Genomic DNA, 12,085 nt, shown 5'->3' on the forward strand with positions numbered 1-12,085 from the left:
GTGTTCTTGACGCCGCGATAGTGGCATGCGTGATTCCGCCCGCACCCTTAAGTGCCGCCTCCGCCGAGGGGAAGCCGTCTCCGGCGGCCGGACCCACCGCCGAGCGGAGGTTCCGGTTCCAGCTCCCCGCGCATCCCTCCACGCCGGCCCGGGCTCGCCGCCTGGCCCGCGTCGGGCTGGCCGGCTGGCGGATCGCGGGGGACGCCTACGACACGGCGTTGCTGGTGATCTCCGAGCTGGTGACCAACGCTGTGGTGCACACCGGGGGGCAGGGCGTGGTCTGTGAGGTACGGCCGGTCACCGGCGCGCTGCGGATCACGGTGCGCGACGAGGGGTGCGCCGCCGAGGAGATCCAGGTGCGGCCCTCGGACCCGGAGCGGGAACACGGGCGGGGCCTGCTGCTGGTGGACGCGCTGTGCCGCGCCTGGGGCGCCCAGCGGCACGACGCGGGCATGCTGGTGTGGGCGGAGGTGGCCCATCTGGACCTGGGCTGGGGCGCGCCGCCCGAACCGGAGGACGACGCCGACGGCGAGTGCGAGAAGGAGAGCCGGGCCGCTGTCCGGCCCGGGTCGGACGGGACGGGGACGGGGGCCGAATGGGTGTGAGCGCGGGATTCGCCGGAGGCCGGAGCATGACCATGGACACACTGGTACGCATGACTCGCCGAACGGGCGGTCCGGCGGCGGCCCGGCGTCTGGCCGTGCCGGAACGCATGAGCCTTCCGCTGGGCTGCGACGCCGTCGTGGTCCCGGCGGACCTGGCGGCCCGCGCCCTGCCCCACCTGCCCCGGGTGGGCTGTGTGTACGCCGACGGCACACAGTGGTGGTGGATCGTGCCCGCCGACTCCGACTACGCCATGACCTGGCCGGAGCCGGTCCGGTACGTGCCCGGGGCGGTGCTGCCGGAGGTGCCCCGCACCCTGCCCGAGCTGCTCCACGCCCCCGACGGGACCGTGCCGTACACCCCGCCCATCCCGCTGTACCTGGCGCTGTGCCAGGTGACGGGCGCGGCGCCGGCCTGGTCGACGCCGGTCACCGCCTGACCGCCCCGACGGCCGGGACCGCCGGGGCGCGCCCCGGCGTCTCCTCCCGCTCCTCCTGCCGCCCCAGGGCGGTCAGGTCGAGGAGGCCGGTCAGCGACCCGATGCCTGCCAGGCCGTCCTCGAAGGCCGAGTAGGTGTGGAGGACGCGGTCCCGGTCCCGCAGGAAGCAGCTGAGCCCCGGCCGGTCGACCGGCCGTCCCCCGCGCACCACGGTGGCGTCGAAGTCCGCGTCGAAGGGGCTGCCCGCGGACGAGTACCAGGGCACCGCCCAGCCCATCCGTGCCTTGAACGGCAGGATCCGCCGGAACGGCGCGCGCGACACCACGGCGAAGGTGGTGTGCCGCGTCCACAGGTGGGTCAGCGGGCCGATCTGGTCGAGGAGGGCGGTGCTCCCGGGGCGGTCGGCCCCGTCGTCCTCCCCCTCCGGCGGGAACACGAAGTGGTGCACGATCAGCTGCTGACGGCCCTCGAAGAGGTCGCGGAGGGTGGCCCTGCCGTCCCCGCCGCCGAAGACGTACTCGTCGCCGACCTCCACCATCGGCAGCTGCCGCCGCCGGTCGTTCAGGGCGCGCCGGGCCCTGTCCAGTTCCTCCTCCTGGGCACGCAGCGCCTCGCGCGCGGCACGCCACTCCTCCCGCGTGACGATCTGCGGAAGACTCACGTCCCCTCCTCGGAGCCGGTGGATGCGTCGACAGCAGTGCTGACCGGGCGTCACCGGAGAACTCATCGCTCCGTTCGGAGTTTTTTCCGCGTCCTGCTCAGGGCGCCCGGAGCAGGGCCGTGCGGGGACGGGGGCGGGGCGCTGCCGCGAGCTCCTCGAGCAGCTGGGCCAGCCGGCGGGTGTGGCGTGCGGTGAGGCGCCCGGTGTCGTCGAGCTGGACCGCGCAGGCGGTGACCGTGTCCACCAGTTCCTCCAGCAGCACCGCGGTGCGGCCGGCTCCGGCGGCGCCGCGGATGTGGGCGGGCAGCGGGAGTTCGGCGGCCGCCAGCGCCGCGGCGGCGCGGGCCCGTGCCAGCGTGCGGTAGGCCTCCCGGCGCAGCGTCCGGCCCTGGGCCCGGTGGTCGCCGGTGCGGGGCGCGTCGCTCTCGCCGAGGACGTGGGCGAGGTAGGCGTCCGCCGCCCGCGCGGCGTCCGCGAGCTGCGCGCCGACCCGGCCGCCGGCCCGGCCGGGCACCGGAAGGTGTCCCACCAGCAGCACGATGCCGCAGGCCAGCAGCGTCTCCCCGATGCGCGCCGCGGCGGCCTGCGGTTCCCCTCCGGCGACCATCAGGGCGAGCACCAGGACGGTCACCACCGCGGTCTGCGCCGCGAAGTGGCGGGTGGCGAGGGGGATGAGGGAGCCGGCGGCCACCACCAGGGCCACCTCTCCGGCCGGACGGGGCAGCAGTGCCACCGCCCCGGCGAACAGCGCGGCGCCCAGCACGGTGCCGGCCGCCCGGCACAGCACCCGGGAGACCAGCGGCCCCAGGTCGGGCTTGACCAGGAACACGGCGGTGGCGGGCAGCCAGTACCAGTGGGTGTGGTGCAGGGCCTGGGCGACGGCGGCGCCCGCGCCGAAGCAGAGGGCGACCCGCAGCCCGTACTCCCGGCCGCCCGGGCCCAGCGCGGTGCGCACGGCGGCGCCGGGACCGCGCCGCAGGGTGTGCGGGCGGCCGGTGTCGTCGCCCCGGTCGAAGGTGAGCGCGGCCTGCAGCAGCGCCTCGTCGAGTCGGCGCAGCGCCGCACTGGCGCGTTCCGGGGCGGGCAGCGGGCCCGGGCGGTCCGCCTCGCCGACGGCGGCGGCCAGCCTGCGCAGCGACTCCACCGCGCGGTGGGGCACCGTCTCACCGGCCCAGGCGAGTGCGGTGGCGGCCTCGGCGAGCGGCAGCACGGCGGCGAACCGGGCGTGCAGCCGCCTCTCGGCGGCGGTGCTCGCGTGGCCGCGCCACCAGGGGCCGGCGAGGGCGTCCTGCGCCTGGTCGAGGGCGGCCGTCAGCGCGGCGCGCCGGGCGGTGGCGTGCGGGGTCCCGGCGGCCTCCAGCAGCGCGGCCACCGCGCGGTACGCCTGCGCGACGGCGGCGCGTTCGACGGCGGCGGCCCGCCGCTCGCGGGTGACGGCGCGCAGTCCGGCCGGGCGGGCCGCCGCCTGCCGGAGCGCGATCAGCCAGAGCGCGCCGAGCAGGAAGCACACGGCCCGCTGCCAGGCCAGGGCGGGCAGCGGCGCGCCTGCCCCGACCGCGCACATCACGAGGAACTGGGTGCCGGCCGCGGAGGCCACCGGCCCGACCGCGCTGACCGCCCCGGCCACGAGTGCGGCCACCGCGAGGACCAGGGTGAGCGCGAGAGCGGCGAAGGCGTCCCCCGCCACCGTGCCGAACGCCAGCCCCGCCGCACCGCACACCGCGGGCGTGCCCAGCCGGTGGACCGCGGCGCGGCGGCCGCCGGGGCGGTCGTTGATGCCGGCGAACATGGCGCCCAGCGCCGCCGTCACGCCCGCGGAGGGCCACCCGGCGAGCAGCGCCGTCGCCAGCAACGGGCCGGCCGCGCAGGCGCCCCGGACCACGGCGCCCCACGGCACCGGTTCGCTCCGCGCGCTCAGCGCGTGCGCCAGCCACGGCGGCAGAGGGGTGCGGGTGCGAGCGGTCACGGAGACTCCCGTCGGTGCGGTGGGCGTCTTCGGGCGTCGTCGGCCGAGCGGGACGCGTCCACCGTACCGAGGCTCCGCGAACAGGCGCGAACAGCGGTGTTGCGGACGCGTGACACCTTGATCGGCACGCGGAGGCGGCCGAAATCCGGATGCGGGCGCGGCGCCGTTCCCCGCATGATCGGGCGGGCTCCGCGACGGGGTCCGCCCGACCGAGACCACCGGAGACCGCATGATCGAGCGCGTCGTGACCGCCCGGGGCCTGTTCGCCCCTCCCGCCTACTCGCACGTCTCGGTCGTGGAGGCCGGCGCCCGGCTCGCCCTGCTCGCCGGAACGGTGCCGCTGGACGCGGACGGCGAGCTCGTCGGGGAGGGCGACCCGCGGGCCCAGGCCCGGCAGGTGATCGCCAACCTGCGGCGGCAGTTGGCGGCGGTGGGCAGCACCCTGGCGGACGTGGTGCGGACCGAGGTCCACGTGGTGAGCGACGAGCCGTCCGTCCTCGCCCGGGTCTGGGAGGTGGTCACCGCCTCGGGGCTGGCCGCCGGCCCGCACTCCTCCACGCTGATCGGCGTGGCCTGCCTGGGCTACCCCGGGCAGCTGGTGGAGATCACCGCGACCGCCGTGGCGCCCGAGGTGGTGCTCCGGCGTGCCGAGGAGGCCGACGCGGGTCCGGCGGCCGAGGTGTACCTCCGGTCCTACGACGCCGCGCTGCCGACGGTGCGGCGGGCGCACACCGACGACGAGGTGCGCGGGTGGTTCGCGCACGTGGTGGTGCCGTCGCTGGAGACGTACGTGGCGGTCGTCGACGGGGAGACCGCCGGGGTGATGGTCCTGGAGGGCGCCGGCGCGGACGCCGAGCTGGCCCAGCTGTACCTGGCTCCCGAGTGGCGGGGCAGGGGGATCGGCGACCGCTTCGTGGCGCTCGCCAAGGAACTGCGGCCCGAGGGCCTGCGGCTGTGGACGTTCCAGGTGAACGAGCGGGCCGCCCGGTTCTACGAGCGGCACGGCTTCGTCGCCGTCGAGCGGACGGACGGCGCGGCGAACGAGGAGCGCGAACCGGACGTCCGCTACGCCTGGCGCCCCTGAGCGTCCCGGGCTTCGCCCTCCGTCCGGGGGCGGAGCCCCGCCTCACCTGCCGCGGCGGTCAGGACCTCGCGGAGCATCGCCGGGGTGAGCTTCCCGGTGAACACGTTGCGCTGGCTGACGTGGAAGCAGCCGAACACCTGGAGCGGGGCGGCCCCCGGCACCGTCGGCTCCAGCCGCGCCCGCGTCCCGTGGGAGAACACCGGGCGCGGCCGCGGCACCGTCCAGCCGGCCGCCGCCAGGGCGGGCAGCGCCGCCTGCCAGCCGAACGCGCCGAGCACCACCACCGCGCGCACGGTCGGCCGCAGCAGGGTGAGCTCCTGGACCAGCCAGGTGCGGCAGGTGTCCCGCTCCAGCGGGGTCGGCTTGTTCTCCGGCGGGGCGCAGTGCACCGGCGCGGTCACCCGCACCCCGTACAGCTCCAGCCCGTCGCCCCGGTGGGTGGAGACCGGCTGCGAGGCCAGCCCCACCTCGTGCAGCGCGGCGTACAGCACGTCACCGGAGCGGTCCCCGGTGAACATCCGGCCGGTGCGGTTGCCGCCGTGCGCGGCGGGGGCCAGCCCGATCACGGCGAGCCGGGCGTCCGGGGGCCCGAAGCCCGGCACCGGACGCCCCCAGTAGTCCTGGTCCGCGAACGCCGCCCGCTTGACCCGGGCGACCTCCTCCCGCCAGGCGACCAGCCGCGGGCAGGCCCGGCACGCGCTGATCCGCCGGTCCAGCGCGGCGAGGTCGTCGTCCATGTCGTCCCAGCGTAGGCGAGCGGTCGGTCAGGTGATCGTCGCGCCCACCGCCAGGAACAGGCAGATCAGCACGAACAGCAGTCCCAGCAACGGCAGCACGAACCGGATGTAGCGGTGGTAGCCGACCTTCGCCAGGGCGCAGCCGCCCATGATCACCGCACTCGTCGGCACCCACAGGTTCATGATTCCGCTGGACGCCTGCCACGCGGTGACGGCCACCGCCCGCGGGACACCGGCGAAGTCGGCCAGCGGCGCGATGATCGGCATGGCCAGCGTGGCGTGCCCGGAGGTGGAGGGGATCAGGAACGCCAGCGGCAGGTTCACCACGAACACCAGGATCGCGAAGATCCCCGACGAGGTCCCCTTCACCGCCCCTTCCACCCCGTGCAGCACGGTGTCGGTGATCATCGAGTTGTTCATGATCACCGTGACCCCGCGGGCCAGCACCACCACGAGGGCGGGCGCGATGAAGTCCGCCGCGCCCCGCACCACCGTCTCGCTGACCCGCTGCTCCCCCATCCTGGCGATCATGCCCACCAGCACCGCGGCCACCAGGAACATGGCGGCCAGCTGCGGGAAGTACCAGCCGAGTTCGAAACCGTAGGGCTCGGCGTCGGCGTCGCCGGTCAGCGCCGCGGACCACGGCACCACCGCGAAGATCATGAAGGTGAAGACCAGCACCATGGTGGTCAGCACGGCCCGTTCCACACCGGCCAGCGGCGGCACCTCGCGCCGCGACTCGGCGGCCAGCTCCCGGTCGCCGGAGCGGAACCCGGACAGCGAGCGCTCCGGGTCGCGCCGCACCCGGCGGGCGTAGAGCAGCACGTGGGTGACGGTCACCGCGGTGAGCGTCACCCACATCACGAACCGCAGCACGATCCCGTCGCCCAGCGAGATGTCCGCCGCCGAGGACGCCACCCCGGTCGCGAACGGGTTCACCGTCGACGTCAGCACGCCGACGCCCGCGCCGAGGACGGTCACCCCGAGCGCGGTCATCCGGTCGTAGCCCAGCGCCAGCATCAGCGGCACGACCAGGCCGTAGAAGCCGAGCGTCTCCTCCGCGAACCCGGACACCGTGCCCAGCACCGCGAAGACCAGCATGATCGCCACGATCAGCAGCGCACTGCGGTTCCGCAGCCGGTGGGCCAGCCGCTCGATGCCGTGGTTGAGGGCCCCGGTCGCGAACACCATGGTGATGAACGCGCCGATCGCCAGGACGTAGAGGAAGACGCCGGCCGCGCCGTACAGCTCCCCCGTCAGGTCCGGGGCGACCGCGCCGTCCTCGCCGCGGATGCCGTACAGGCCGTTGACCGGCGCGAGGAACAGGTCGTTCAGCCGGTCGAGGAAGCTGAGCTCCGCGTCGACGCGGTGGTAGGTGCCCTGCACCGGCGCGCCGTCGCGGTCGCGGTCGTAGGCGCCGGAGGGGATGAGGAACGCCAGCAGCCAGACCGCCAGGGTGACCAGCACGAGCACGGTCAGCGCGCTCGGGAAGACGAAGCCCCCGCGCCCGGGCCGTCGGCCGGCGGCCGGGTCCGGCGGTTCGGCACTGCTCATGGCCCGGCTGCTCCCCTCTGGCGTCGCCCGCGTCCACCCAGCGTGGGACGGTCGCTCTCGCGTCGCACGCCGGGTGGGCCGATCAGCGGGCGGCGCCGGACCACCCCGCCGGCCGGGCCGCGCGCAGTAGAGTCGACGGCATGAGTGAGAGCGTTCGGGTGGACGTCTGGATCTGGTCCGTGCGGCTGGTCAAGACCCGCTCCCTGGCGGCCGCGGCCTGCCGGGGCGGGCACGTCCGGGTGAACGGCGAGCGGGTCAAGCCCGCCCACGCGCTGAAGACCGGCGACGAGGTCCGGATCCGGCAGGAGGGCCGGGAGCGGGTCGCCGTGGTCAAGCAGCTGATCCGCAAGCGGGTCGGCGCGCCCGTCGCCGTCGACTGCTACGTGGACAACAGCCCGCCGCCCCCGCCGCGTGAGGCGGTGGCCCCGGCCGGGATCCGTGACCGCGGCACGGGCCGGCCCACCAAGCGGGACCGCCGCGAGATGGACCGGCTGCGCGGGCTCGAGGCCTCCCGCCGGGCGGCGGCAGCCGCCGAACCGCGCGGCTGACGGGGCGCGTCGGGGCCGGTCCGTCGGCGGGTCGCCCGTCGTCCCGGGGCGGACGCAGGGTCGTTCGTCGTCCCGGGGTGGCCGCCGGGGTCGTCCGTCGTCCCGCGGTGACCGCCGGGGGTCGTTCGTCCCGCGGTGACCGCCGGGTCGTCCGTCAGGGAGAGTGATGCAGCATGCGCCGTTCGGGAGACGAGCCGAGGCACGCCCGCAGCGCCCTGCGCCTGCGGCTGTGGCTGAGCCTGTGGGGCGTGGCCGCCTCGGTGTTCGGCATCGCGGTGTTCGCCTTCACCGGTCACCCCCGCTGGGCGCTGGTGTGCGGGGCGGCCCTGCTGGTGGTCCTGTTCGACCTGGCGGTCGTGGTCCGCCACATCCGTCAGGGCCCGCACTACCAGCCGGGGCCGGACATCCCGCCGTACCACCACCCGGAGTGACGCGTCCGCGGTGGCAGCGTGCGGCGCGAGGCCGCGCGGCCGCGCGGCTGGTCAGCTTCCGGAACCCGCGGGCGGATCGAAGCGGGCCGCGCGCACGAAGTCGGGCCGCGGGTCCAGGGCCGCGGCCAGCCGGAAGTGCCGCCGGGCCTGGTCGTCCCGGCCCTGCCGCTCGTAGGTCCGCCCGAGCGCGAAGTGCGCGTAGGCGTTGTCCGGCTCCCGCTCCAGCACGACGGTGAACTCCAGCTCGGCAGGCCGCAGCTGCGCGGCGGCGAAGAACGCCCGGGCCCGCAGCAGCCGGGCCGCGGTGTTCTCCGGGTGCGCGGCGATCACCGCGTCGAGCAGCTTCACCGCGCCGCGCGGATCGCGGGCGGCCAGCAGTTGCTCGGCGGCCCGGAAGTCGATGACATGCGTCTCCGGGGTGTTCCCGGACGCGCCACTGGTGTCGGGCACGTCTGCCCTCCTTCTCTCGGTGAGCAGCCTTCCCTCGGTGAACGCCTTCAACGCCCCGAGGACCTCGGCTGTTCCCCCGCGCCCGGCCACGCCCCGGCCGTGCCCGCCACCACGCCGCCGCCGTCGGCGGTGACCGGCGCCTCCGGCGGTGACGTCACCCCGAGACCCGGCCTCGCGCCGTGACCGTCACGCCGGGCGGGCGCGGCCTCGCAGTTCCTGCCAGACCTCGGCGACCCGGCGCTCCAGCTCCGGCAGGGAGACGTCGTTGTCGATCACGATGTCCGCGATCTCCAGCCGCTGCTCGCGGGTCGCCTGCGCCGCCATCCTGGCGCGGGCGTCCTCCTCGCTCATGCCGCGCAGTCCGGTCAGCCGCTCCAGCTGGGTTTCGGGGCCGACGTCCACCACCACGACCAGGTCGTACAGCGGCGCCAGCCCGTTCTCGGTCAGCAGCGGCACGTCGTGCACCACGACGGCGTCGGCCGGGGCCGCCGCCTCCAGTTCGCGGCTCCGCTCGCCCACCAGCGGGTGGACGATCGAGTTGAGAACGCCCCGCCTCTCCGGGTCGGCGAAGACGATCGCGCCGAGCCGGGGACGGTCCAGACTCCCGTCGGCGGCCAGCACCTCGGGGCCGAAGGCCTCCACCACGGCGGCCAGCCCCGGCGTGCCCGGCTCGACGACCTCCCGGGCGATGCGGTCCGCGTCGATCAGCACCGCCCCGTGCGCCACGAGCAGCCGGGACACCTCGCTCTTGCCGGCGCCGATTCCGCCGGTCAGCCCCACATTCAGCATGGGCGGCAGCCTAGTGCGCGGCGCCGGTCGGGCGAACAGGGGCCCGGCCGGGCGGCGCGGGTCAGCCTTCGCCGCCCTCGCGCTCGGCCAGGAACCGCTCGAACTCCCGCCCGAGCTCCTCCGCGGAGGGCAGGTCGGCCGGGTCGGCGAGCAGGTTGCCGCGGGTCTCCGCGCCCGCCGCCGCGTCGTACTGGTGCTCGAGTCCCTGGACCAGGGCGACCAGTTCCTCGTCGCCCTCGCGGATCTGCCGCTCGATCTCGGTCTGGGTGCGCTGCGCGTCGGTGCGCAGCGAGTGCGCGACGGCGGGCAGGACCAGGCCGGTGGCGGAGGTGATCGCCTCCAGCGCGGTGAGGGCGGCGTCCGGGTAGCGGGAGCGGGCGATGTAGTGCGGGACGTGGGCGGCGACGCCCAGCGTGTCGTGCCCGGCCTGGGTCAGCCGGTACTCGACCAGCGCCTCGGCGCTGCCCGGCACCTGGGCCTCCTCGAACGGGCTGCGCTGCCCGGGCACCAGGTCGGAGCGGTTGCCGTGCGGCGTGAGGCCGACCGGGCGGGTGTGCGGGACGCCCATGGGGATGCCGTGGAAGTTGACGCTGAGCCGCACCTGGAGCCGTTCGACGATGTCGCGGACGGCCGCGGCGAACCGCTCCCACTCGACGTCCGGCTCCGGGCCGGACAGCAGCAGGAAGGGCGCTCCGGTGGCGTCCTGGAGGAGTCGCAGCTCCAGCTTCGGCTCCTCGTAGCCGGACCAGTGGTCCCGGTCGAAGGTCAGCAGCGGGCGGCGGGCGCGGTAGTCCACGAGCCGGTCGTGGTCGAACTTCGCGACGAGCTGGTGGGGCAGCGAGTCGAGCAGACGGTCGACGATCAGATCGCCGGCGTCACCCGCGTCGATGTATCCGTCGAAGTGGTAGAGCATGACCAGCCCGGCCGACTCCTGCGCGAGCGCCATCTCGGCCACGGCCAGACCACTCGGCTCCCATGCGTACAAACCCTGCGGATCAAGCACTGTGGGTCCTCCCGTCGTTCCTTGATCACAGAACGTGCCCGGAGGCGCGGACATTCCCGCGCCCCCGGAGCGAGGACCCGCCGAACGGGCGAACTCGTCACGAAGCCAGCACGCGCCGGTGGAGTGCGGTGACGACCTTGCGGGCCGACGAGATGGCTCCGTGCTGCCAGGCGTCGAGGTGGCTGAGGTGGTCGCCGGCGAAGTAGACGTTGCCCTGTGCCTGGTTGAGCGGGGCGAACGCCGGCGCGTCCGGGCCGCCCGGCATCGAGTGCCAGGCGCCTTCGATGTGCGGGATCAGCTTCCACTGGTGGGAGAAGGACGAGGCCAGCTCGGTGCGGTACTTCTCCCCGTGGATCTTCACCCCCTGGGCGAGCGCCCTCTCCAGACGCAGGGCGGGGGTGAGGGCCGAGTAGGCGTCCGCGTTGGCGCCGGTGTTGTAGTAACCGATGACCAGGCCCCGCTCGCCCAGGTGTCCGTAGGACGGGTACCAGATGTGGCTGAGGTCGAGGTCGGTCTCGGTGATGCCGCCGAAGATCTTGAGATCCTTCTCCCACCAGCGGCTGCGGTACTCCAGTCCGATCTTCGCCGCCGAGGACGCCTTCACCGCCTGCAGGGCGCTCTGCACGGGGGTGCCGAGGTTGTGCGGGGTCCGGGCGAGGATCCAGGGGGCGAGAGTGGCGATGCAGTAGTCCGCCTTGACCACCTCGGCGCGGCCGGAGCGGGTGTAGGTGACCTCCACCCCCTCGGAGGTGTTGTGGACGCCGGTCACGACGGCGCCGGTGCGGATCCGATGCTGTCCGACGGCCCGCGCGAAGGCCCTGGGTATCGCGTCCATCCCGCCGACGGGCTGGAACATCAGCATGGCCTGGTCGTAGCCGAACTCGAAGGAGAAGTAGCGGCCGACGTTCGAGGCGAGGACGTCGGTGAGGGCGGGCACGTCGCCGAGGACCTCGCCGGGCTGTCCGGCCGCCCCGGGGTCGACGCTCATGCCGCGGTGCTCGGTGCCCGTGTACCGGTAGTCGCCACCGAGGGCGCCGTGGCTGCGCAGGAAGCCGAGCAGCCGCTCCTTGTCGTCGGCGGTCAGCTCCCCGTCCAGCGCCCCGGCGTTGGTCGCCTTGGCCAGCAGTTCGGAGACGTAGCCGTAGACGTCGGCCTTGGCGGTGCGGTAGCGGACCGGGCCGGTCATGCCGTTGCGTTCGTTGTAGATCAGGGCGCTGGCGTTGCTGTTGGTGAAGACCTCGATCTCCACGCCGAGCTCGCGGCAGTAGTCGAGGGTGTTCATCCACTGGGCGAGCCGGCCGGGGCCCGCGTTCATGTACTGGCCCTTGCTGAAGCGCGCGGTCTGGGTGACGCCGTCGAGGTCGGTGACGCTGTCGCCGCCGCGGATGGTGAGATTGCGTCCGCCGACCCGGTCGCGGGCCTCCAGGACGACGCAGTCGTACCCGGCCTTGCCGAGCTCGTAGGCCGAGGTGAGACCGGCGATGCCGCCGCCGACCACCACCACCCTGGCGGGTTTGCCGGAGCGGCCCTGAAGGGTGAAGTCGCCCCTGCTGGGAGCCCGGAAGGGAGCTTCCTTCTCGGCCGCGTAGGCCGCGGTGGGGGCGAGGCCGAGCGCGCCCATGGTCGCGAACATCGCCCCGGCGCCACCGGTGACGCCCACGGCTCTCAGGAAGCTGCGGCGGCTGGTGCCGGTACCCGGCTGAACGTGTGCCATGGCGGGACCCCTCTCGGTAGTGATCTTGAGCAACCGAGAGGGATCCTCACAGCGGTGTGTTACGCGCCCGGGGATTCAGGTGTATCGCACACGTTTCTGTGCGTTA

The 12,085-nt window shown here is 74.9% G+C and carries 13 protein-coding genes and 1 pseudogene; 6 read left to right on the plus strand and 8 right to left on the minus strand.

Going from position 1 to position 12,085, the window contains the following annotated elements; translation table 11 throughout:
* Positions 1-29: 29 nt before the first annotated feature.
* Both ABT026_RS26915 and ABT026_RS26920 read left to right on the plus strand, forming a co-directional pair.
* Positions 30-605: an ATP-binding protein gene (locus ABT026_RS26915; protein ID WP_351117741.1), complete on the plus strand. Its 576-nt coding sequence runs from the start codon at positions 30-32 to the stop codon at positions 603-605.
* Positions 596-1,042, plus strand: coding sequence for a hypothetical protein (locus ABT026_RS26920; protein ID WP_351117742.1), 447 nt, complete (start codon positions 596-598; stop codon positions 1,040-1,042). Before ABT026_RS26915 ends, ABT026_RS26920 begins: the two co-directional genes overlap by 10 nt.
* Here ABT026_RS26920 and ABT026_RS26925 read toward each other — a convergent pair.
* The gene (locus ABT026_RS26925) at positions 1,032-1,703 is read right to left on the minus strand and encodes a DUF899 family protein (RefSeq protein ID WP_351117743.1); all 672 of its coding nucleotides are present in this window, start codon (positions 1,701-1,703) and stop codon (positions 1,032-1,034) included. The genes ABT026_RS26920 and ABT026_RS26925 overlap by 11 nt on opposite strands.
* 97 nt (positions 1,704-1,800) lie before the next feature.
* Entirely contained in the window at positions 1,801-3,669 is a 1,869-nt protein-coding gene (locus ABT026_RS26930) for an FUSC family protein (RefSeq protein WP_351117744.1), read from the minus strand.
* 229 nt (positions 3,670-3,898) lie between these two features.
* Between ABT026_RS26930 and ABT026_RS26935 the strand changes: the two are divergent.
* Positions 3,899-4,231, plus strand: a pseudogene (locus ABT026_RS26935) (RidA family protein); the annotation flags it as partial.
* A gap of 57 nt (positions 4,232-4,288) precedes the next feature.
* Complete coding sequence (locus ABT026_RS26940; RefSeq protein WP_351117790.1) at positions 4,289-4,753, plus strand: GNAT family N-acetyltransferase; 465 nt, start codon at positions 4,289-4,291, stop codon at positions 4,751-4,753.
* Here the strand turns inward: ABT026_RS26940 and ABT026_RS26945 are convergent.
* Together ABT026_RS26945 and ABT026_RS26950 are read right to left on the minus strand one after the other, a co-directional pair.
* The gene (locus ABT026_RS26945) at positions 4,735-5,490 is read right to left on the minus strand and encodes a uracil-DNA glycosylase (protein ID WP_351117745.1); all 756 of its coding nucleotides are present in this window, start codon (positions 5,488-5,490) and stop codon (positions 4,735-4,737) included. The genes ABT026_RS26940 and ABT026_RS26945 overlap by 19 nt on opposite strands.
* Before the next feature lie 27 nt (positions 5,491-5,517).
* Positions 5,518-7,044, minus strand: a complete 1,527-nt coding sequence (locus tag ABT026_RS26950; protein ID WP_351117746.1) for a YfcC family protein — start codon at positions 7,042-7,044, stop codon at positions 5,518-5,520.
* 140 nt (positions 7,045-7,184) lie between these two features.
* On the opposite strand from ABT026_RS26950, the gene ABT026_RS26955 reads away from it, so the two are divergent.
* Positions 7,185-7,592: an RNA-binding S4 domain-containing protein gene (locus tag ABT026_RS26955; RefSeq protein ID WP_351117747.1), complete on the plus strand. Its 408-nt coding sequence runs from the start codon at positions 7,185-7,187 to the stop codon at positions 7,590-7,592.
* 173 nt (positions 7,593-7,765) lie between these two features.
* On the plus strand, positions 7,766-8,023 hold the full coding sequence (locus ABT026_RS26960) for a DUF6343 family protein (protein WP_351117748.1): 258 nt from the start codon (positions 7,766-7,768) through the stop codon (positions 8,021-8,023).
* A gap of 51 nt (positions 8,024-8,074) precedes the next feature.
* Here ABT026_RS26960 and ABT026_RS26965 read toward each other — a convergent pair whose 3' ends face one another.
* From ABT026_RS26965 to ABT026_RS26980, 4 genes are all read right to left on the minus strand, one after another.
* A complete protein-coding gene (locus tag ABT026_RS26965; protein ID WP_351117749.1) occupies positions 8,075-8,473 on the minus strand; it encodes a tetratricopeptide repeat protein in 399 nt (132 codons plus the stop codon).
* Between the two features lie 186 nt (positions 8,474-8,659).
* The gene (gene coaE / locus ABT026_RS26970) at positions 8,660-9,262 is read right to left on the minus strand and encodes a dephospho-CoA kinase (protein ID WP_351117750.1); all 603 of its coding nucleotides are present in this window, start codon (positions 9,260-9,262) and stop codon (positions 8,660-8,662) included.
* A 61-nt stretch (positions 9,263-9,323) separates the two neighbouring features.
* Positions 9,324-10,265: a PAC2 family protein gene (locus ABT026_RS26975; protein ID WP_351117751.1), complete on the minus strand. Its 942-nt coding sequence runs from the start codon at positions 10,263-10,265 to the stop codon at positions 9,324-9,326.
* A 97-nt stretch (positions 10,266-10,362) separates the two neighbouring features.
* Positions 10,363-11,979: a flavin monoamine oxidase family protein gene (locus tag ABT026_RS26980; RefSeq protein ID WP_351117752.1), complete on the minus strand. Its 1,617-nt coding sequence runs from the start codon at positions 11,977-11,979 to the stop codon at positions 10,363-10,365.
* Between the last annotated feature and the right edge of the window lie 106 nt (positions 11,980-12,085).

The organism is Streptomyces sp. NPDC002734 (genome assembly GCF_040295685.1).
In the GTDB taxonomy this organism is placed as follows: domain Bacteria; phylum Actinomycetota; class Actinomycetes; order Streptomycetales; family Streptomycetaceae; genus Streptomyces.

Bases quoted from the DNA above. Each gene is read 5' to 3' on its own strand.
- ABT026_RS26920 (WP_351117742.1), top strand. From the start codon at position 596: ATGGGTGTGAGCGCGGGATTCGCCGGAGGCCGGAGCATGACCATGGAC.
- ABT026_RS26945 (WP_351117745.1), bottom strand. From the start codon at position 5,490: ATGGACGACGACCTCGCCGCGCTGGACCGGCGGATCAGCGCGTGCCGG.
- ABT026_RS26950 (WP_351117746.1), bottom strand. From the start codon at position 7,044: ATGAGCAGTGCCGAACCGCCGGACCCGGCCGCCGGCCGACGGCCCGGG.
- ABT026_RS26955 (WP_351117747.1), top strand. From the start codon at position 7,185: ATGAGTGAGAGCGTTCGGGTGGACGTCTGGATCTGGTCCGTGCGGCTG.
- ABT026_RS26960 (WP_351117748.1), top strand. From the start codon at position 7,766: ATGCGCCGTTCGGGAGACGAGCCGAGGCACGCCCGCAGCGCCCTGCGC.
- coaE (WP_351117750.1), bottom strand. From the start codon at position 9,262: ATGCTGAATGTGGGGCTGACCGGCGGAATCGGCGCCGGCAAGAGCGAG.
- ABT026_RS26980 (WP_351117752.1), bottom strand. From the start codon at position 11,979: ATGGCACACGTTCAGCCGGGTACCGGCACCAGCCGCCGCAGCTTCCTG.